Source organism: Gottfriedia acidiceleris, from assembly GCF_023115465.1.
Classification (GTDB): domain Bacteria; phylum Bacillota; class Bacilli; order Bacillales; family Bacillaceae_G; genus Gottfriedia; species Gottfriedia acidiceleris_B.
Genome location: NZ_CP096034.1, coordinates 3,862,534 through 3,884,175, shown reverse-complemented (window position 1 = coordinate 3,884,175; position 21,642 = coordinate 3,862,534). Strand labels below are relative to the sequence as shown.

Sequence of the window (21,642 nt, the reverse complement as noted above, 5' to 3'; positions counted from 1 at the left end):
AGAAACTTGAACACAAAAAGAATTGTTTTACTTTCATTATTTATCGCATTAAGTGCTGTACTGTCTAATATAAAAATAGTCTATTCTATTGCATTTGATTCTTTGCCAGCTTTTCTAGCAGCTATGTTAATTTCTCCGATTGCAGGCGGGATTGTAGGGGCACTAGGTCATCTTCTTACCGCAATTACTTCTGGTTTTCCATTTACAGTACCAGTGCATCTATTTATCGCAATACAAATGCTTGTGATTGTTTGGTTATTTGGCGTATTATTTAAAAAAATGAATCAATACATAGCAATGGTCGTGGCAATTATTTTAAATGGTCCAGTGGCAACTTTATTAAGTAGTCTATTAATTGCTTATTTGAATCACTCGTTTACAGCAAAGACTATTAGTAGTTTTTTTATCTTAATGGTTGTGCCATTGACTATAGCTTCAGCAGCAAATATTGTTTTAGCATTTATACTTCAAAAGGTGATGAAACGTGCAAATTTTAAAATATAGAGATCTAACTTTAATGCAAATAGATGGGAATCGTTATTTTACAATTGCTTGTGATAGCTGCGGTGGAATAGGGATGAGTGAGCTAGATCTCATAAAAGTTGATGAAGAAATTGTAGGTTATTTAACGGCGAAAGTATGTTTAGTTGAAACATTAGCATTTCGCGCTAAGCCAACGGTATTAATCAATACTTTATGTGTAGAAATGAACGGAAGAGGTAAGCGAATAATATACGGGATTGAAAAAGCAATTAACGAATATAATGAAGCTGATTTTTATGAAGACAACTTAGAAATAAATATTACTGGAAGTACAGAAGAAAATATCCCAACAAAACAAACAGGTTTAGGAATTACTTTAATGGGAGAAATTTATAATCCGTTTAATCGAAAAGAAGTCATTTCAGGTGACATTGTAATATTAATTGGATATCCAAAAGTAGGAAATGAGGTATTAGAGGATTTAAATGAAAATAAAAATGAAATCATTAATTTTAATTCATTAAAGCAATTAACTAATTGCGAAGATGTCTCTGATTTATTACCAATTGGTTCAAAGGGCGTTCAGTATGAATTGAATCTATTGATGGAAACGAATAATATCGATATAAAATTATTGAATCAATCTTGTATTCCGTTACATAAATCAGCTGGTCCAGCGACATGCGCACTAGCAATTATTAAACATGGTGCTATTGAAGAATTAAAAAGACAAATCACACAGCCAATTACTTTATTAGGTGAGATTGTTTAATAGTTTGAAATGAAATGATTGGAGAACTAAAATGGCAGATGCTTTGAAAAATGTATATAACTACGATTTAATTTCAAAAATCGCAAACGAAATAATCACCGTTTATACAGATTTTAATCGTGAAACTTTTATGGATAAAGTATTCAATGGAAACTGGGATGAAAAAACATTAAAGGAAAGAATGAGACAGATTACGATTTGTTTGGGAGAGACACTTCCAAACAAATATGAAAAATCAATAGATATTTTAAGAAGTATATTAGATAAATTTCCAAAGGGACAATTAAGTAGTATTTTTTTTCCTGATTTTGTTGAAGTGTACGGCTTAGAGCATTGGATAAAATCTATGGAAGCTCTAGAAATATTTACACAGCACTCAACATCAGAATTTGCTGTTAGACCGTTTATTGTACAAGACCAAGAACGAATGATGACACAAATGCTAAAATGGTCTACTCATCCAGATGAACATGTAAGAAGGCTTGCAAGTGAAGGATGCAGACCCAAATTACCGTGGGGGATGGTTCTAAAAAGTCTAAAAAAAGACCCAACTCCAATTCTTCCGATTCTAGAAAACTTAAAGGAAGATGAGTCACTATATGTTCGAAAAAGTGTAGCAAATAATTTAAATGATATTTCTAAAGATCACCCAACGCTAGTATTAAAAATTGCGAAAGAATGGTACGGTAAAAATCCACATACCAATTGGATTATAAAGCACGCATGTAGAACCCTATTAAAAAATGGTAATATAGAAGCTTTAACGATTTTTGGATTCCAAACGGCAAAAGCAATCCATATCGACCAATTCCAATTACATTCAGACAATATAGAAATTGGTGGAGACTTAAACTTTTCTTTTATGATTCATAGTAACGAACCGACAGCCACAAAACTTAGAATCGAATTCGCAATTGATTATGTAAAATCAAAAGGAAATCGTACAAGAAAAATCTTTAAAATATCCGAAAACACAATTGAAAGTGGCAAAACATTTACATACAACAGAACACTCTCTTTCAAAAACTTATCAACAAGAAAACACTATCCAGGTCAACATAGTATCACACTACTAATCAATGGAGTGGAAAGTGGAACGTATGACTTTACGGTAAAATAAAAAAGAGATTCCAATTTTTTGGAATCTCTCTATGTTTTCAGCTCACCTATCTTTTTATTCACTTATCCATGTCTCTTGTGCATCATCACATCTTCAGTTAATGGAGTAAATCCAAGTTTTTCTTGTAACACACTTTTAGGAATTTGTGACTTAGTGATTGTAACAGCTGTAACATTTCGATTGATGTTTTCATTATGGATAATCGACATTATATCATAAAAATAAGGTATAGCTGCTTCAGTATGAGCAACAGCTAATATTTCTGAATACCCAGTATCTGGTCGTATTGTCATACCAAAATAGGCAATCACTTGATTTTCTAGCTTACATTCAACTGCATAGTCGAATTCAATTGAGCTATAATACTCATTCATCATGGCAACTTGTTCGTTAGTAAGAATTTGTTGCTTCATTTTTAAATCTTTCCAAGCATTAAATTGAAATTGATCTTTTATCTCATACGAAAATCCAGGAATGCTTTGGATTGTTTTTACAAGAAGTGGATAATGCGCTCCAACTATTTGAGTACGATTGGTAATGTTGAAGCCTTTTGATAAGAAGTAGTCTATATGTTTTGACCACTGTCCTCTAAATCGCTGTGCAAATAGTTTTCCACCGTATTCCTCACTAACAGCAAATTGATAAACTCTTTCAAATAATTCATCCCGCACAGTATCCTCATATTCAGGTAATACCCATGGATAACCTAGTGAAACAAACTCTCCTTTACCAGAGAAACTCATATAACCGACAAGCTGATCTCCATCAAAAGCAAAACATCTAGATTTTTCATTAAATTCAGATTGTTGTTCAAATAATTTTGGAGATAAAGTTGGTTTCCAGGCATAGGGAAGAGATTTGGTCATCTTATTCCAAAAATCAAACTGCAAGTCAAGATCTGTTGGACTCTCATAAAAACGATAATCTATAGTCATATCAGTATCCTTTCCTAAATCGTACTAATTATAATAGTATCAAATTCATTTGGATTTGAATCTTCAAGAATAGCTAATTTTACAAAAAAAATCAGTAACATCTAATAGGGTCAATTAAATTAATATCACATTAATTAAAGTATGATTTTACAGTCATTCTGTTGCCTATAAAAGAGCATTGGGCAAGAAGTTTAATTACAGTCTGCAAGGGGTTACTTTTTTTATTTCATTTTTTAACGAAAGAATGGTAGGTTTTTTTATTAATTATTACATACTAATACTCCTTAAGGTAACGCTATAAAAATGACCTAAATTAGGAGGCGTATTATGCGAGCGGTTACTTATCAAGGGCATTATAATGTAAAAACGATTAAAGTAGATGATCCAAAAATTCAACATAAAGATGATGTCATAATTAAAATAACATCAACAGCAATTTGTGGTTCTGACCTTCACCTATATCAAGGTAATTTTCCAATAAAAGAAGGCTATATTATAGGACATGAGCCGATGGGAATAGTTGAAGAAGTTGGTCCAGGTGTTACTAATTTAAATAAAGGAGATCGAGTCGTAATTCCATTTACAGTAGCTTGCGGAACTTGTCCATATTGTAATCATGGTTTACAAAGTCAGTGCGATAACTCGAATCCACATTATGATTCAGGTGGTTATTTTGGCTATACTTCCAAGTTTGGAGATTATCCAGGTGGACAAGCAGAGTATTTAAGGGTACCGTTTGGCAATTATACTCCGTTTAAAATACCAGAAAACTGTGAATTAGATGATGATCATCTACTGTTTCTCTCAGATGTACTACCAACTGCATATTGGAGTGTTGAAAATGCAGGGGTCAAAGAACGAGATACAGTCATTGTATTAGGATGCGGTCCAGTTGGGTTAATGGCTCAAGAGTTTGCCTGGAAAAAAGGTGCAAAAAGAGTTATTGCAGTAGATTATATCGATTACCGATTAGAGCATTCAAAAAAGATGAATAAAACAGAGACTTATGATTTTTCGAAAGATCCAGATATGGGTGAAACCTTAAAAGAGATAACAAAAGGTGGAGCGGATGTTGTCATTGATTGTGTTGGTATGGATGGGAAGAAATCACCGTTGGAATTTATTGAACAGAAAATGAAATTACAAGGTGGAACATTAGGACCAATTCAAATTGCTACAAAGGCTGTTAAAAAATGTGGAACTGTTCAAATCACAGGAGTTTACGGTGGGAACTATAATGCGTTTCCTTTGGGTGCATTTTTCAGTAGAAATGTAAATATAAAAATGGGGCAAGCTCCGGCAAGACATTATATGCCACACTTATATGAACAAATTACAAGTGAAAATATTGACCCGACCAAAATTATTACGCATAAATTATCTTTAGATGAAGCAGATCATGCCTATCATATTTTTAATAATAAAGAAGATAATTGTATTAAAGTGGTTTTGAAGCCATAAATAAAAGGAGTTCAATTTTGAACTCCTTTAGATTTATCTAGAGAGATATTTTATTTTGCTTATAATCTAATTGTTTCGAATGTGCCATTTTATAGGCCATCACTCCAAAAAATACTCCAGCCAATCCTCTGAATATCGTTGAAATAATCATCGCAATATTCATACTGAAGGATTCAAGTAAAAAAACACCAAATTGTGGAGCGATGAAAGCAACGATTGAAAGTAGGAAATTATAATTGGCAATATAGGAAGTGCGATGTTCTTCTTCTGTAGCATCTAGTAAGCTATTAAATAATATTAAAACTGTACCAGATACAAAAAATCCGGATGTAAAGTTTACGAAAAATAAGTATACATAATTAGTTGATAAAATATTTAAAATAGGTGCAGATGCCATTCCGATTGAAATCCAAATTAATAATTGAGTATTACTGTAACGATTCGCCATCTTTGCCCACCAACGAAAACTAACAATTTGTGAAAGTTGGTTGCTTACAGTAAATAAACTAATCCAAAAAGCAGTTGCATGAGCAAATCTTATTTGATAGATCGAAAATAAAGACCATGCCATTTGCCACGCAAAGTTAAAAAATAATGCACAAACTAAAAATGAGATATATGGTTTATACTGAAAAAGATGTTTTGAAAAAGGAGAATAATGATTAGAAATTTCAATTTTTTGCTTCTCCTCTTTATGTTTCAATAGATAAAAGAACTCGATCATTCCAAATATAAATGCAAATAAAAAAAGTAATTGATACGGAAGAGCACTTTTTGGGCTAATGGATTTCATACATATTCCTGCTACAAGCGTTACAATCATTCCCGTAAAGGTCAGTATTCTATTTCGATTGCCAAAAAATGTGTTTCGACGATCTGCTGGAATTAAATCACCTATAAATGCCTGCCAGCTTAGATTTAGAAATGTACCAGGAAAATTCATTAATGCAATTAAAATAACAAAAAACCATGAGATATGCTCTGATTTAATAAATGGAAGAAAAACCATTATTAATAGAAAAAAACGTGTAAAGAAAATGGAGTAGGCAGTGAATTTTCTTTTTTCTTCTAACTTATTAACAATAAAAGCAGCTGGGAGCATGGCGGCCATTCCGACGATTGAAGGTAAGGAAGAAATTAAACCAACTTGATAATTGGTAGCACCTAAAATTGCAATAGCAAACAATATAAAATAATTATTTGATAAACTGATTGCGATTGTAGATGCAGCTCCATTTTTAATGCTCTGGAATTCATTGTGTAGCACATCTTGTTTACTGTAAATCAACTGACGTTCCTTCTTCCTTTTGTTAAATTTCATAATTTCGATAAAATATTCGATTTTAAATTTTTAAATAATTCATTAGAACAATAGCATATTTATTCATTAAATTCTATGTTTTAGAACCAAGTTTTAATGTAAAATAATGGCTTTATTTTGAACGGAAATTTCCAAAAATTAGATATTAATTTCAGGGTTTTAAAATTGCATTTTCGAATAATATTTAATAAACTAGAATAATCTGTCTGATGTGATAAGAACTATATTTTTAACATATTAAATATTGGAAAGAACATTTTTAAATAGTTAAGCCATACTAAGATTAGAATTGACGTAAAAATAATTTAATTATTTCATCGTCAATTTTTTATTGCACTTTAAGGAAGTATAAGTTGGCAGCGATGATGAGTAGTCGATGTAGTAGCCAATTCTAGGAATAAAGTGCACCTACGTTTCTGACTTCGCTTTAAAAGGCTGGCCAACAAGATTTCTTTATTTACATATGAACAATATACGGCAAGGAGAAGAGACATATGTTTTCACCAGTTTACAAAGTAAATGATGATGGAGAAATTTACTTAAGTACAAAAGGCTTTTCAGTAACCTACGACCAATTTAAAGAGGATGAACAAGGAAACGCATATGTAATCGTAAAAAGCGATCAAGAACCTCTAATTAGGGTAAAACTACTTCTACATAATATTGGTAATGCAAAAACACCAGAATTAGAAGTAAAAAACAAATCTGGATTAGGTCAAGTGGAAATAAGATTAATTCGAGTAAAAATCAAAAAATTTAAAAATGGATGGGGAGCAAAAATTCCTTTATCGAATGGAGAAGTGACGATTAAAGGTGATATACCTAAACACGTCAAGATACAAGTAGTCCGAAAAATTAAGTTATCGTAACTTTTAATTTAAAATTTACTATTTTGGTACTTACGTTATTTTAAAAAATTAATTTATCGTATAACAGGGAGTCTGTGTAACAGTTTAGCCCCCTCTAAAGAGCCTGAGTTCTATATAAGAACTTGGGTTTTCTTTTAATCCTTTTGAATAGTTATTTATAATGTTGTACATAAAAATTTCATTTTATCAGCTTTAAATGTTCTAAAGGTAGTAAATAAAAAGGAATTTAAGAAGCTTCAAAGAATATGTAAAGATTAAAATATAAAAATAATAATTTCTAATAGACTTATTAATGATATTTTTTATTTAAATGAATAGTAATATAGAATCCACCGAATGGAATAAAGATGAATATTTAATGTATATAACTAAATTGTTATTTAAGGGTGTGAAAGAAATTAATATTGAAAATATAGAAGCGTTTATCCATGTAATTCACTATGGTAGCTTTAACAAAGCTGCAGAATCACTTTTTCTGTCACAACCAACTGTTACGGCTAGAATCCAATCGTTAGAAAGAGAATTAAATTGTCAGCTTTTTCACCGAACGGGTAAACAAATTAATATAACAGAAGAGGGTAAGCGCTTCTTACCATATGCTCAACAATTAGTTCATATTTACGAAAAAGGGAAGATGCACGTTAATCAAAAAAAATCACACAATAATGAATTGAAAATTGGCTCCACTGTTTCGGTTTCAAACTATGTTATTTCAGAAATTTTGCCAAAACTTTCGGTAAGTAAAGAAGATTTACATTATAAAGTTATTACAGGTAAGAGTGATGAATTAATTAATAAAGTGTTAAATAATGAAATTGATATAGGTTTTGTTCGGAAAACTAGTCACCCTAGCTTACAATCAATTAAATTATTTGAAGATCCAATTACGCTTTATGTTTATAAAGATCATCCGTTTATTTCAAAAAAATCGATCACAATTCAAGATATTGCTCAGGAAAATCTTATTTTCTTTGAATGCGGTTCATTAGATTGGCTTAGAATTCATCGATTATTTGAAAATCTAGAGGCTCCTCCAAATATTAGGATTCATACTGATAGCTCGGAGATGTCAAAAAAACTTATTATAGAACAATTTGGAATTGCTTTCTTACCTAGTATCAGTGTGAAAAAAGAAGTTAAAGAAGGAATACTATACCCAATACATATTGAAGAAACAAAGGGAATTTTTCTTCAAACAAATATTTTCTGTAATCGTGGAGAGTATACAGATTTAATGAATGAAATAGTTGAATTAAGCAAAGAGTTGGTGAAATAGCCAACTCTTTTTGTTTTTTAACAAGCTAAAAATAAAACTAAATATAAGAATTGGGGGTATTCTCAATTGACAATCAACTATATCGTACATATGGAAACTATAAAGTTAACGAGCTAATTCAAATATTTAATAAAACGATAGAAAAGTTCTATTGGAAATTACGTTGACTAAATATTCTGTCAGTGATAAAGTTTATAACAATTAATTCCTAGTTAACCTATAAGGAATGTTGGTTTTTAAAAAGGGGGGATCACGTTGAAAGATATTGTCATAATTTCTGCAAGCTCATCACCAAACTCAAAATTGAATGGCATACTCCAATTTGTAAAAGAAAAGTGGACTAATGTAGGGATTAAAGTATGTCAAGTAAATATTAGGGATTTGCCAACGGAAGCTTTAATTAAGAGCGATCTTAATAATGAAGAAATTAAAGAAGCCCTTAATAAAATTGAGAATTCGATTGGGGTTGTTATCGCAGGACCAGTCTATAAGGCTTCCTATTCAGGTTTATTAAAAATTTTTTTAGATTTAATTCCTCAGAATGGCTTGAAAAATAAAGTTGTTCTTCCAATCTTCATCGGAGGAACAATTGCCCATTTACTGAGTTTAGATTATGCATTAAAACCAGTTCTCTCTGTTCTTGGGGGAAATCATTTTGTTACTGGTGTTTATGCAATTGATGATTGGGTAATAAGAGATTATCAAAATTATTTTTCATTATCTAATGAATTAACAGAAAGACTAAATAAAGCAACTGAAGAATTATCAGAAGAGTTAATTTGGCTAGCAGTAAGACCCTAAAAAAAATTATCAGAAATGAGGAATTGAGAATGAAAAAGTTTGTTATTACACTTGTATCCTTGGCAGTCGTTGTTTTAATCATTACATTTGCTTTAAAAAATAATGATAAAGAGGCAGCAACAGCTACTGGTTCAAAAGTTCAAAGAATTGTTGTAGGTACTGGTACACAATTTCCAAATGTATGCTTTATCGATAAAAATGGAAATCTAACTGGCTTTGATGTTGAACTTGTAAAAGAAGTTGATAAAAGATTACCAGAATACAAGTTTGATTTAAAAACATATGAATTTTCAAGCTTATTGTTAAGTCTAGAAACTAAGAAAATAGATTTTGTGGCACACGAAATTGAAAAAAATCCAGAGAGGGAAGAGAAGTATTTATTTAACAAAGAATCTTATGCGCATTGGAAAAATAAGATCGTTGTTGCAAAAGGTAATAATTCAATTCAATCAATTGATGACTTAAAAGGCAAAAAGGTATTAACAACAGCTACAAGTGCAGAAGCACAAATTCTTGAAAATTATAATAAAGAGCATAATAACGCAATTAAAATTGTTTATCAAAATGGTGGAGCAAATGACACTGTTCAACAAATTATATCAGGGCGTGTAGATGCTACAGTCTCTGCAGATTTTACCTTATCTTTGATTGATCCAAAAGGCGAATTGAAAGCAGTAGGGCCAGCTTTAACAGAGGCTGATGTATTATTTGCCTTTAGAAAAAATGATACAAAAGATCAAAAATTAGCAGATGCAATTGACGAAGCACTATTAAAAATAAAAGCTGACGGAACACTTGCTAAATTAAGCCAAAAGTGGTTAGGTGCTGATTTTACAGCAAATTAAAGCTAAAACCAAAAGGGTGAGAAAGAATGGGTGCTGATTTTAAAGCTGGATTGATCTTTGAATATTTTATTAAATTACTACCTTTTATAAAGATTTCGTTAATCATTGTAGGGAGTTCTATTTTAGTAGGGTTAGGTGTTGGCTTACTTGTAGCCTTACCTAGAATGTATAAGGTACCAATTTTTCAAAGAATCTCGCAAATATATGTTTCATTTTTTAGGGGAACTCCTATTTTAATTCAATTATTTTTAATTTATTATGGCGTACCAGAGCTATTAAAACTAGTAGAAGTAGATGTTAGTAGAATTGATGTTTTATATTTTGTCATTTTAACATACGGATTACACAGTGCAGCTTTTATTTCAGAAGGTATTCGTGCATCAGTTAGTGCTGTAGATAGAGGGCAAATTGAAGCAGCTTATTCTGTTGGAATGGACGGATATCAGGCTTTTAAGAGAATCATAGCACCACAAGCATTCGCAATATGGATCCCTATTTTAGGAAACTTATTAATAGGAACATTAAAAGATACATCATTAGCATTCACTCTTGGGGTAATGGAGCTAACAGGGCAATCACAAACATTAGGTTTACTAAATCGTCATTTTATTGAATCCTATCTTGCACTTGCTCTCGTTTATTTTATTTTAAGTGTCTTTCTTGAAAAAGGATTTATCTTATTAGAAAGCCGATTTGGAAAATATGAAAGAACAAGTGTTGAAAAGAAAGAAAAAACTTTTAAAATCCGTAACATATTTGGAAAAATGAATCGTGATGTCGTTGTTGTGAAAGAAGGTACGAGATTATGAAACTAGATTTCTCATTTATTTGGGAGGCATTTATACAAATACTACCTGCAATTCCAACTACACTTTTCATAACTTTTTTGTCAGTCCTTATTGGATTTGTAATAGGAACTTTTACGGCTATTGTTCGTATTTATAAGGTTCCAATATTTAGTCAGGCAGCATCTAGTTACGTTACGATTATTCGAGGAACGCCGATGATTACACACTTGTTAATTATTTATTATTCAATGTCAATGCTATTAGATTCACTTGCTGAACATTATCATTTTGCATTTAATTCATCATCAATTCCTATGACGGCTTTTGCAATTACTTCCTTTTCTATTACAGCAGGTGCGTATTTATCAGAAGTGGTTAGAGCTGGAATTACAAATATAGATCGAGGACAAATTGAGGCTGCTTATTCAGTTGGTATGACAACAACACAAGCACTAAGAAGAATTGTATTTCCACAAGCCTTCGCTGTAAGTTTACCAAATTTATCAAATACATTTATTGGAATGCTGCATGGATCAACTTTGGCATTTATTGTTTCTGTTGTAGATATAAACGCAAAGGCACAAATTGTTGCTTCTACAAATTGGAAGTTTTTCGAGGCATATATTGCAGCCGCACTAATTTTCTGGGGAATTACATTAGTTATTGAAAGAATGACAAGTTTATTAGAGAAGAGATTTAGCGTCTTTAGTCGAGGGGGAGTGAAATGATTACTTTAACGAATGTAACAAAGTCCTTTGGAAAAAATCATGTGTTAAAAGGTATAGATTTAACAGTTAATAAAGGCGAAGTCGTCGCAATTCTAGGTCCTAGTGGATCAGGAAAAACAACTTTACTTCGTTGTATAAATTATTTAGAGAAACCAAATAAAGGAAAAATTACAATAGACGATTTTAAAGTAGATTTTAGTCAAGCTTCAAAAACAGAAATTCTTTCATTGCGCCAGAAAACAGCTATGGTATTCCAACAATTTAATTTATTTAAAAATAAAACAGTAGTTGAAAATGTAATGGAAGGATTAATAGTAGCTAAAAAATGGTCTAAGGAAGCAGCATACAAAAAAAGCGCTGAATTACTTGAGAAAGTAGGCTTAGGAAACAAGTTAGATTCTTACCCTCTACAGTTATCCGGCGGGCAGCAACAAAGAGTAGGAATTGCTCGCGCCCTTGCTTTAAATCCAGAGGTCATTTTATTCGACGAACCAACCTCTGCTTTAGACCCTGAATTAGTAGGTGAAGTACTAGCGATTATACGAAAAATAGCAAAAGAAGGAATTACAATGATTATCGTCACACATGAAATGGCATTTGCTAGGGATGTTGCTAATCATGTTGTGTTTATGGACGGCGGCATAATTGTTGAAGAAGGGAATCCCAAGGCTATCTTTCAATCACCTAAAGAAGAAAGAACAATTCAGTTTTTAAAACGATTTTCAGAGGAAGACATGTACTATATTTAAAAAAATGGAGGAAAGAATATGGGGCTTAAATATGGATTCTTAGATCAAAGTATTATTTTTCCTGGTCAAACTGCAAATGAAGTACTTATAAACACTATAAATCTAGCAAAAGAAGCTGAAAGATTAGGATTTAATCGATTTTGGGTATCAGAGCACCACAATTCACAGGGAATTGCTGGATCATCTCCAGAAGTGCTTGTTTCACATATTCTTGCTAAAACTGAACGAATTTCTGTTGGTTCAGGTGGGGTAATGTTACAGCATTATAGTCCATATAAAGTAGCAGAAAACTTTAATGTATTAGCTAATTTGTCACCAAATAGAGTAGAGCTTGGCATAGGAAGAGCACCGGGCGGATTTCCAAAATCTAGCCAAGAGCTCCAAAAAAACTTGAAAGAATCTCAATCTCTTGAAGAGAAAATTGATGAACTAGAAAATTTTTTATATCAGGATGCTTCAGAAGTAAGTTCGTTTGATTCTTTACAAGCTTCTCCATTACCACAGATTAGAGTTCCACTATTTTTATTAGGAACAAGTGTATCAAGTGCAAAATTTGCAGCTAAAAAGGGCTATCCATATGCATTTGCATTATTCATAAATAATGACCCAGTGGCAGCAAAGGAAGCCACCAAGGCTTATCATAATTCCTTTAATCATCAAAGTGGTCGAAAACCAAAGTTTATTTTAGCCTTGTCTACGATTGTGACTGAAACGGAAGAGGAAGCACTTAAACTATCAGATCAATTACAAACTGTGCGAGTTACATTAGGAAATGGGCAAATTGTAAATCTCGGCACGCTTGAGCAAGCAGAGATTTACGCTAAACAAGCTGGTCAAACCTATACTACAGAAGTTCGAGAGGCAGACGTTCTTAAGGGAACAAAAGAAACTTTTCAGAAAAGAATTTTTGAATATCAAAAAGAATACGGTATTGATGAATTTATTTTCACATCATTAATTCCAGATTTTGAACAAAGAGTTCGTTCGCTGCAATTAATGAAAGAGGCTTTCACAGAAATAACAGTCTGACTTAATAGTTTAGGAGTTGAAAACCATGAAATTTGAACTATCTGATGTACTACTTGAAAAGCTAATTCAAATAAGAAGGAGTTTACATGCGATTCCAGAGTTAGCGTTTGAAGAATATAAAACAACAGCCACACTTGTTCAACTTTTAACAGAGTATAACATACGGATCCTACCTTTACCTTTAAAAACAGGACTTGTTGCAGAAATCGGTGACGATCGAAAAGGTTCTACAATCGCAATTAGGGCAGACATTGATGCACTTCCAATTCAAGAGGAAACAGGATTACCTTTTTCATCAGAAAATCCAAATAAGATGCACGCTTGTGGACATGATTTTCATACAGTTGCAATCTTGGGTACAGCCATTTTATTGAAGGAATTTGAAAGTGAGTTGCCGGGAAAAGTACAGATTCTATTTCAACCTGCAGAAGAAATTGGAAAAGGTGCATTAGAAATTATTAAAACTAATGTATTAAAGGATACAAAAGTGATTATTGGTATGCATAATAAACCTGATTTAACAGTTGGAACGATTGGGATTAAATCAGGTCCTTTAATGGCAGCTGCCGACGGATTTACTGTTGAAATAAATGGGAAATCGAGCCATGCAGCTGTACCTGAAGCTGGGCTAGATTCAATCCTTACTGCATCACATATTGTTACATCGCTTCAATCGATTGTGAGCCGTAATATTAGTCCACTTGAAAATGCAGTTGTAAGTGTAACAAAATTCCATAGTGGGAAAGCATCAAATGTGATCGCAGACAAAGCGGTTTTTAGTGGGACAGTTCGTACCTTTAAAATGGAAGTCAGACAGAACATTCAAAATCGGTTAAATGAAATTAGTAAGTCTGTTGGTGATGCTTTTAGAACGGATGTTCATACGACTTGGAATCCTGGTCCACCCGCTGTTGTGAATGATGAAAAATTAGCTCGAATTGCAAGAGATGTAGCAACTAAACAAGGCTTACATGTAATTGAGCCGTCTGTATCTACAGCAAGTGAAGATTTTTCCTATTACTTAGAAGAGATTCCAGGTTTATTCGTATTTTTTGGAACTTCAGGAAAATATGAGTGGCATCATCCAAAATTTGATCTTGATGAGAAAGCAATCCCGCTAAGTATTAGTTTTTTTACAGATTTTTCTATCACAATACTGAATGAACTTTCAAAAAGTGTAGTCAAAATATAGGAGGAAATAGATGAGTACTTTATCAATTGAAATAAGTGAATTTAATCAGCTTTTTGACTTACTATCGCAAAAAACTTCAAATCTTTCAAAAGAGAAACTGCATTGGAAGAAAAATGAAAGATCGTGGAGTATTGTAGAAGTGCTAACTCATTTATTAGATCATGCATTTGTAGTGAACTTTCGACTAAGGGAAGTTTTAGCTGGATCAAGTGTTCAATTACCTGCTTTTAATCAAGATAAATGGATTGCAGGGCAATATGCAAACGATGGTAATGTTGCAGATGTACTAGAAACATATCGTGCTATTTTATATTACAATAGCCAATTGCTTAAAAGAATAACAAGTGATGATTGGAAGAAGAGCGGGATTAATCCTCAAAATGCAAACGTTACAGTTGAGGATATCATTAAATCTTTTATATCACATGTTCATCTTCATTTAAAACAAATACAACGTATTTTGTATGAATATAGCTTAATTTAATTGAGGAGGTAGGCTATGTCTTCAAATCGCTTAATTATTAGAGAGTCTAAACCAAGTGAAATAGATAATATAAAAAAAGTGTTAATCGATGCGTATGAACAATATGCTTCTATTCTTTCAAAAGAACAATGGGAAAACTATAAAAATAGTATTATTGATGCTACTGATAACAGCCACACTAAGACAAAGCTTGTTGCCACTGTGGATAATGTACTATTAGGAGCATGTTTTATCTATGACTCTGCAGAAAAAGCATATGGCTTACCTGAGTTAGAGATTAATTATCCAATTATTCGCTTAATAGGTGTTTCTCCTAAAGCAAGAGGATTAGGGATTGCGACAGAATTAATAAAAGCAAGCTGCAATCTTTCATTAGAGTGGGGATCGGACAGAATTGTTCTTCATACATCAGATATGATGAAGTCTGCTATTAGTTTATATGAAAAAATAGGGTTTCAACGCGCTAAACAATATGAGTTTATGAATGGAGATATCCTTGTTAAAAGCTATGAACTAAATATTAAAGATACAGCAATATTATTAAATTAATGGAGGGGAAAAAAATGACAGAAAGAAAAAAACTAAAGCTTGGAGCACTAGTTCATGGAGTAGGAGGCAGTATGTCTGGCTGGCGCCATCCTGAGGTTCAAACGGACGCAAGTGTTAATTTTTCCTATTATCAAGAGCAAGTGAAATTAGCTGAGAACGGAAAATTTGATTTAGTTTTTATTGCAGATGGATTATATATAACTGAAAAGTCGATACCACATTTTTTAAATCGTTTTGAACCAATTACCATCTTATCGGCATTAGCAGGAGTTACAAAGAATATAGGCCTAGTTGGTACGCTCTCAACTACCTATAGTGAACCATTTACTGTAGCAAGACAATTCATGTCAATTGACCATATAAGTAATGGGCGTGCTGGATGGAATTTAGTTACCTCTCCACTTGAAGGCTCTGCTAAAAACTATAGTAGAAATGGTCACCCTTCACATGATGATCGATATAAAATTGCAGAAGAGCATTTAGAAATAACTAGAGGTCTATGGGATTCTTGGGAAGATGACGCGTTTGTTCGAGATAAAGAATCAGGTGTATTTTTTGATCCAAAGAAGCTTCACAGATTAAATTATGAAGGGAAGTATTTTCAAGTAGAAGGTCCTCTTAATATCGGACGTTCTAAACAAGGTCAACCAGTTGTGTTTCAAGCTGGATCTTCAGAGAGTGGTAAGGAATTAGCTGCTAAAGCAGCTGACGCAGTGTTTACTGGTCATGATAATCTAGAAGAAGCTAAGCAATTTTATAAAGATGTAAAGAATCGTGCAGTAGCATACGGCAGATCAAAAGATGATATCGTTATTTTCCCTGGCATTGCTCCAATAGTTGGGCAAACCGAAGAGGAGGCAGAGCAAAAATATTTAGATCTTGTTAATTTAACAAGTATTGAAAATGCATTGGATTATTTAGGTCGTTTCTTTGAGCATCATGACTTTTCACAATATCCTTTAGATGAACCTTTCCCAGACATTGGTGATTTAGGAAAAAATAGTTTTAGAAGTAATACAGATAAAATAAAGAAAGAAGCGAAAGAAAAAGGATTAACACTTAGACAGGTAGCATTACAAGCTGCTACTCCTAGAAGTGCATTTATTGGCACCCCGGAAAAAATTGCTAATCTAATTCAAGAGTGGTATGAACAGGAAGCAGCTGACGGTTTAATGATTTATTCTGCAATTCCAAGTGCATTAAAGGATTTTACGGAGCAAGTCATTCCATTATTACAGGAACGAGGAATCTATCGTACAGAATATGAATCCACAACTTTGAGAGGAAACTTAGGATTACAAATTCCTGAAAATCGTTATATTACTAATCTCGTTAAAAACTAATCTTTAAATTGATCGAAAACCATCTTAGACAGGTGGTTTTTTTATGATTTTTATCCTAAAAAGTCAAAATTAATTAGTTATTAAGTAAAAATTAAGGATTCTATTACATAATTCAATTAATTGAATTGAAGGAGTGGAATCAAGATGGAAGATTTAGAATCAAATCTAGTAGAAAAAAACCAAAAAACGAATTTGAAGAATCGTTCAACTACGGGTGCTTTTTCGCCTAAAGTCATTTCTATTTTATTAATTATCAATTTAGTAATTGGCATTTTTACGTTAATTGGAGTGGGCTATTTAAGTTATAAAAATAATAATCGAACGGAAATGATGAGAAACATCCGAAATGGAGGAGGCTTCCCACAAAATGGTGGCGGAGGTTATTTCAATCAACAACCAGGCGGTTCATCAGGTAGCAACAATTAAGGGAAAGCCACAGTTGTTGCATATAGTAAAGATTATAAAAACTTTCAAACTACATTCGGTAAACAGATATACAATTACAATTTTTAATCGGATCATTCGTACTTAGCTCATTTGGTGGTATGATAAGTGTAAGTGTAACAAAACTGTATTCTATCACAGTTATTGCATTCAATTTACCTGTAATCTTTACTCTATTAGTTGGGATGAATTTTTAAGGTATTCCCTGTAGAACTTCAAGTATGAGACCAATTCAAGCAGTACGATTTGAATAAATTAAGGGGAGCGTTGTTATTTGATGAACGCTTCTTTTTAGTCTAATGGAGGCAAAAAAGTGAGAATTTTAGTTGTAGAAGATCATATAGAAGTTTTAAATTCAATCGTTGAATTATTAGCTAATGATTTTAAAGTAGATAAGGCGTTAGAAGGGGAAGAAGGCTTTTTCTTAGCGATGCAAAACATATATGATGTAATTGTATTAGATGTAATGCTGCCTGAGAAAAATGGTTTTGAAATTGTTAAGGACTTAAGAAAAGTAGGGGTACATACACCAGTTCTTTTCCTAACTGCCAAAGATTCACTAGAAGATCGTGTAGAGGGATTAAACTTAGGAGCTGACGATTATTTAGTAAAACCATTTCAAGGGCCGGAGTTACTAGCAAGAATTTATGCATTACTTAGAAGAAGTGGTAAATTAACAATTGATAGTTCATTGAAATATCAAGGAATCATTTTAAAAGGAAAAGAACATCCTGTTGAAATAAATAATGAATCGACCCATTTAACAATCAAACAATATGAATTACTAGAATACTTCATTCAAAACCAAGGCAAGATTTTAATGAAAGAACAAATTTTTGATAGAATTTGGGGATTTGATTCTGATACTACTGTTGCAATCGTTGAAGTATATGTACATCAACTTCGAAAAAAACTAGAGCCATTTAATTATGGTAGTATGATTAAGACTGTCAGAGGAATCGGATATATTATGAAAGATGACTAGGTGAAGAGATGTTTAAGAAAACAAAAATTCGATTAACGATTATAAATTCAGTAGTATTTATCTTATTAATAGGAATTCTTTCTTTAATTATTTATTCCTATACGAATAATCGTTTATATAAAGAAGTTGATCAATCACTTTTATGGAATATTAACCGTATACAAAATAGTGATAATCCAAATCGTTTACCAATTTCCAATCGGGATCCACGTGTTTTAATGATCATGTGGGATGAAAATAAAAAATTAGTAAATCCCATGCCAGGTATGAATGCGATTATTATACAAGATGAACTTAAATATCCTACAAAAATAAACGAAATATATAATGATAAAATCGGTGATATGAATTATCGAACGATTTCAATTCAAGGTGAGACAAATCGAGGGAAAATTACACTACAAATATTAAGGAATATCGACTCAGAAAAGGATTTAGTTGATACATTATTAATCATATTAATCGTTGGTTGGGTTCTGGGAAGTGCATTATCAGTTGTAGCAGGTTATATTTTGGCTGGACGTGCACTCGTACCAATAACAAACGCATGGCAAAAACAACAAGAGTTTGTATCAGATGCTTCTCATGAAATTCGAACTCCTTTAACCGTAATTCAATCACGTTTGGAGTTATTGCTTAGAGAGCCAGGTGCAACAATCGAAGAAAAGGCACAAGACTTTTCAATTATGTTAAAAGAGAATAGGCGCCTTTCTAAATTAGTAGCAAGCTTATTAACCCTAGCGAGATCAGATTCAGGGCAAATACAATTAAATAAAAAAATATTCTCCTTAAATGAATTGTTAGAAGAAGTTGTTTCACACTTTACTGAAATCATATCATTTCAAAGTAAAGAAATATTTTTATCTATTAAAGATACGTATTTTTATTTTGGTGATCAAGAAAGAATTCACCAATTACTTGTAATTTTAATCGATAATGCAATGAAATTTACAAACGAAAATGATACGATTCAAATTAGCTGTGAACAAGTGAAAAATAATTTTCTAATTAAGGTTATAGATAGTGGTGCGGGAATAAAAGAAGAAAACCTTCCTCGAATTTTTGACCGTTTCTTCCAAGAAGATGTCTCACGTACATCAAAAAGTGGAATTGGACTTGGCTTATCAATTGCAAAATGGATTGTTGAAGAACATGGTGGGAAAATCAAAGTTCAAAGTAAAATAAGTGAAGGGACTAGTTTTGAAGTATCTTTACCGATAATATCCTCTTCAAAAAACAGTTAAATGTCAAGACATTGTAGCTATTTAAGAAAGTCATTTCATGATTTCACAAGAAAATAAAGTATATTTCCGACATTATTTCCTAAGAAATAACGATAAACTACAATAAAATTAATTAAAACAAAAGAATTTAATATTAAGTGAGAAAATCTACTGAACTAGGTAGGTTTTTTTATTGGGAGAAAAAGTGAGGGATTTACAATACAGTACTTGTAAGAAAGGAATCATTAATTGTTAAATAGAATATGTATTTAAGTGATTATGTGTATAAAAATTTTTTATATAATAAGTGAGAAGTATTCTTGGTAAATCTTGATTTTACAAATAGTATTAAAAATGAAAATTAAGAATAGTCAAAGAGAAGTTGATTGGAACGAAAGGTTGTTCGACTCCTATGGGATTAGTGGGAAGGCTCAAGACCCACCAGGAACGAGGAGGCTCAGATTCCGCTCCCTGGAAAGCGGGCACCTGTAGAGGAAATCAACGTTCTTCTTTCACAGATATTAGTTCGTAAATATCTTTTGATTTATTCCTAGAATAAAGCGTGGAAATCAGCATTCCTCTTTAAATAGATACTAAGTCGCATTTTTAAATCACACCTACATAAAATAATAGTAAGGAGGTCATTTGAGATGGAAAAATATATTTTATCACTTGACCAAGGTACGACTAGCTCAAGAGCAATTTTGTTTGATAAAGAAGGTAAGATTGTACATACAGCTCAAAAAGAGTTTACACAGTATTTTCCACATCCAGGTTGGGTAGAGCATAACGCAAATGAGATTTGGGGTTCAGTACTTGCGGTCATTGCAACGTGCCTTGCAGAATCGAATATTCGTCATGATCAAATTAGCGGAATTGGGATTACTAACCAACGTGAAACGACTGTAGTTTGGGATAAACATACTGGGGCTCCAATCTATAATGCCATCGTTTGGCAATCAAGACAAACAGCCGAAATTTGTGAGGAACTGAAAACATACGGTTATGATTCAATAGTTCGCGAAAAAACAGGCCTATTAATTGATGCTTACTTTTCTGGTACGAAAGTAAAATGGATTCTTGATCAGATTGATGGTGCTAGAGAAAAGGCAGAGGCAGGAGATTTATTATTTGGAACGATTGATACTTGGTTAGTGTGGAAGCTTTCTGGAGGCAGGGCACATGTTACAGACTATTCAAATGCTTCTAGAACGATGATGTATAATATTCATGAATTAAAATGGGATAAAGATTTATTGAAAATATTGGATGTTCCTGAGTGTATGCTTCCAAGTGTCCACCCTTCTTCAGAAGTATATGCTAATACTGTAAGTTATCATTTTTTTGGAAATGAGATTCCAATTGCTGGCATAGCGGGCGATCAGCAAGCAGCTTTATTTGGTCAGGCCTGTTTTGAAAAGGGAATGGCTAAAAACACATATGGAACCGGATGCTTCATGCTTATGAATACGGGAAATCATGCAGTTAAATCAAATCATGGATTATTAACTACAATTGCATGGGGAATAGACGGAAAAGTTGAATATGCACTTGAAGGAAGTATATTTGTTGCAGGTTCTGCTATTCAATGGTTACGTGATGGTTTAAGAATGATTAAAAATGCTGTAGATAGTGAGAAATATGCTACTAGAGTAACCTCATCTGATGGAGTTTATGTTGTACCTGCTTTTGTAGGTCTAGGAACACCATATTGGGATAGTGATGTCCGTGGAGCAATATTTGGGTTAACAAGAGGTACATCTAAAGAACATTTTATCCGTGCTACATTAGAAGCACTTGCATATCAAACAAAAGATGTGCTTACAGCAATGGAGGCGGATTCAACTATTTCGTTAAAAACGTTACGAGTAGACGGGGGAGCTGTTAAGAATAATTTCTTGATGCAATTTCAAAGTGATATTTTGAATGTACCTGTAGAACGGGCTTTAATAAACGAAACAACAGCCTTAGGTGCTGCATTTTTAGCTGGTTTAGCAGTTGGATTTTGGAAAAACCGAGAAGAAATAGCCGGACAATGGCAAATGGATCGATGCTTTGAACAACAAATGACAACTGAATTAAGTAATGAGCTATATTCAGGTTGGAAAAAAGCAGTAAATGCCACTTTAGCATTTAAATAAGTAACCCACTTAAATATTTTTTAATTCGAAACTCTAGGACCTTTCTACATGCAGATGTAATTGTAGCGGTCCTTTTTCATTTTAGATTGATTTCTTTTTGTGTC

At 32.5% G+C, this 21,642-nt stretch carries 22 protein-coding genes; 20 read left to right on the top strand and 2 right to left on the bottom strand.

Features of this window, described 5'->3' with window-relative positions; genetic code table 11:
• The first annotated feature begins 6 nt into the window (after nt 1–6).
• From MY490_RS18385 to MY490_RS18375, 3 genes are read left to right on the top strand one after another with little or no spacing between them, the layout of a single operon-like run.
• Nucleotides 7–504, top strand: a complete 498-nt coding sequence (locus MY490_RS18385) for an ECF transporter S component (protein ID WP_248266971.1) — start codon at nt 7–9, stop codon at nt 502–504.
• The gene (locus tag MY490_RS18380) at nt 485–1,255 is read left to right on the top strand and encodes a hypothetical protein (protein WP_248266970.1); all 771 of its coding nucleotides are present in this window, start codon (nt 485–487) and stop codon (nt 1,253–1,255) included. The genes MY490_RS18385 and MY490_RS18380 overlap by 20 nt, the downstream gene beginning before the upstream one ends.
• A gap of 31 nt (nt 1,256–1,286) precedes the next feature.
• Nucleotides 1,287–2,375, top strand: coding sequence for a DNA alkylation repair protein (locus MY490_RS18375; protein WP_248266969.1), 1,089 nt, complete (start codon nt 1,287–1,289; stop codon nt 2,373–2,375).
• Nucleotides 2,376–2,437: 62 nt separating this feature from the next.
• Here the strand turns inward: MY490_RS18375 and MY490_RS18370 are convergent, their stop codons facing one another.
• Entirely contained in the window at nt 2,438–3,310 is an 873-nt protein-coding gene (locus MY490_RS18370; RefSeq protein ID WP_248266968.1) for a hypothetical protein, read from the bottom strand.
• A gap of 327 nt (nt 3,311–3,637) precedes the next feature.
• On the opposite strand from MY490_RS18370, the gene MY490_RS18365 reads away from it, so the two are divergent.
• On the top strand, nt 3,638–4,771 hold the full coding sequence (locus MY490_RS18365; protein WP_248266967.1) for a zinc-dependent alcohol dehydrogenase: 1,134 nt from the start codon (nt 3,638–3,640) through the stop codon (nt 4,769–4,771).
• A 37-nt stretch (nt 4,772–4,808) separates the two neighbouring features.
• Here the strand turns inward: MY490_RS18365 and MY490_RS18360 are convergent, their stop codons facing one another.
• Entirely contained in the window at nt 4,809–6,059 is a 1,251-nt protein-coding gene (locus tag MY490_RS18360; protein WP_248266966.1) for an MFS transporter, read from the bottom strand.
• Nucleotides 6,060–6,586: 527 nt separating this feature from the next.
• Between MY490_RS18360 and MY490_RS18355 the strand changes: the two genes are divergently transcribed.
• The 16 genes from MY490_RS18355 to glpK all read left to right on the top strand — a co-directional run bounded on the left by MY490_RS18355 (nt 6,587) and on the right by glpK (nt 21,538).
• Entirely contained in the window at nt 6,587–6,961 is a 375-nt protein-coding gene (locus tag MY490_RS18355; protein WP_248266965.1) for a hypothetical protein, read from the top strand.
• A gap of 397 nt (nt 6,962–7,358) precedes the next feature.
• Complete coding sequence (locus MY490_RS18350; protein WP_432707093.1) at nt 7,359–8,237, top strand: LysR family transcriptional regulator; 879 nt, start codon at nt 7,359–7,361, stop codon at nt 8,235–8,237.
• A 255-nt stretch (nt 8,238–8,492) separates the two neighbouring features.
• On the top strand, nt 8,493–9,038 hold the full coding sequence (gene ssuE / locus MY490_RS18345) for an NADPH-dependent FMN reductase (protein WP_248266963.1): 546 nt from the start codon (nt 8,493–8,495) through the stop codon (nt 9,036–9,038).
• A gap of 29 nt (nt 9,039–9,067) precedes the next feature.
• Complete coding sequence (locus tag MY490_RS18340; protein WP_248266962.1) at nt 9,068–9,883, top strand: transporter substrate-binding domain-containing protein; 816 nt, start codon at nt 9,068–9,070, stop codon at nt 9,881–9,883.
• 26 nt (nt 9,884–9,909) lie between these two features.
• Nucleotides 9,910–10,692 carry an amino acid ABC transporter permease gene (locus MY490_RS18335; RefSeq protein ID WP_248266961.1) on the top strand — a complete coding sequence of 261 codons (783 nt, stop codon included), beginning with the start codon at nt 9,910–9,912 and terminating at the stop codon, nt 10,690–10,692.
• Nucleotides 10,689–11,399, top strand: coding sequence for an amino acid ABC transporter permease (locus MY490_RS18330; RefSeq protein ID WP_248266960.1), 711 nt, complete (start codon nt 10,689–10,691; stop codon nt 11,397–11,399). Before MY490_RS18335 ends, MY490_RS18330 begins: the two co-directional genes overlap by 4 nt.
• Complete coding sequence (locus MY490_RS18325) at nt 11,396–12,148, top strand: amino acid ABC transporter ATP-binding protein (protein ID WP_056471409.1); 753 nt, start codon at nt 11,396–11,398, stop codon at nt 12,146–12,148. The genes MY490_RS18330 and MY490_RS18325 overlap by 4 nt, the downstream gene beginning before the upstream one ends.
• 18 nt (nt 12,149–12,166) lie before the next feature.
• On the top strand, nt 12,167–13,177 hold the full coding sequence (locus MY490_RS18320) for an LLM class flavin-dependent oxidoreductase (protein ID WP_248266959.1): 1,011 nt from the start codon (nt 12,167–12,169) through the stop codon (nt 13,175–13,177).
• Nucleotides 13,178–13,202: 25 nt separating this feature from the next.
• A complete protein-coding gene (locus tag MY490_RS18315; protein ID WP_248266958.1) occupies nt 13,203–14,369 on the top strand; it encodes an amidohydrolase in 1,167 nt (388 codons plus the stop codon).
• Nucleotides 14,370–14,379: 10 nt separating this feature from the next.
• Nucleotides 14,380–14,853 carry a DinB family protein gene (locus MY490_RS18310; protein WP_248266957.1) on the top strand — a complete coding sequence of 158 codons (474 nt, stop codon included), beginning with the start codon at nt 14,380–14,382 and terminating at the stop codon, nt 14,851–14,853.
• A gap of 15 nt (nt 14,854–14,868) precedes the next feature.
• Nucleotides 14,869–15,402 (top strand): GNAT family N-acetyltransferase, encoded by a 534-nt coding sequence (locus MY490_RS18305; RefSeq protein WP_248266956.1) that lies wholly within the window; start codon nt 14,869–14,871, stop codon nt 15,400–15,402.
• 14 nt (nt 15,403–15,416) lie between these two features.
• The gene (locus tag MY490_RS18300; protein ID WP_248266955.1) at nt 15,417–16,745 is read left to right on the top strand and encodes an LLM class flavin-dependent oxidoreductase; all 1,329 of its coding nucleotides are present in this window, start codon (nt 15,417–15,419) and stop codon (nt 16,743–16,745) included.
• 144 nt (nt 16,746–16,889) lie between these two features.
• Entirely contained in the window at nt 16,890–17,171 is a 282-nt protein-coding gene (locus tag MY490_RS18295; protein ID WP_248266954.1) for a hypothetical protein, read from the top strand.
• Between the two features lie 331 nt (nt 17,172–17,502).
• Complete coding sequence (locus tag MY490_RS18290; protein ID WP_248266953.1) at nt 17,503–18,174, top strand: response regulator transcription factor; 672 nt, start codon at nt 17,503–17,505, stop codon at nt 18,172–18,174.
• Nucleotides 18,175–18,182: 8 nt separating this feature from the next.
• Complete coding sequence (locus MY490_RS18285; protein ID WP_248266952.1) at nt 18,183–19,418, top strand: sensor histidine kinase; 1,236 nt, start codon at nt 18,183–18,185, stop codon at nt 19,416–19,418.
• A gap of 629 nt (nt 19,419–20,047) precedes the next feature.
• Nucleotides 20,048–21,538, top strand: a complete 1,491-nt coding sequence (gene glpK / locus MY490_RS18280; protein ID WP_248266951.1) for a glycerol kinase GlpK — start codon at nt 20,048–20,050, stop codon at nt 21,536–21,538.
• Nucleotides 21,539–21,642: the final 104 nt, after the last annotated feature.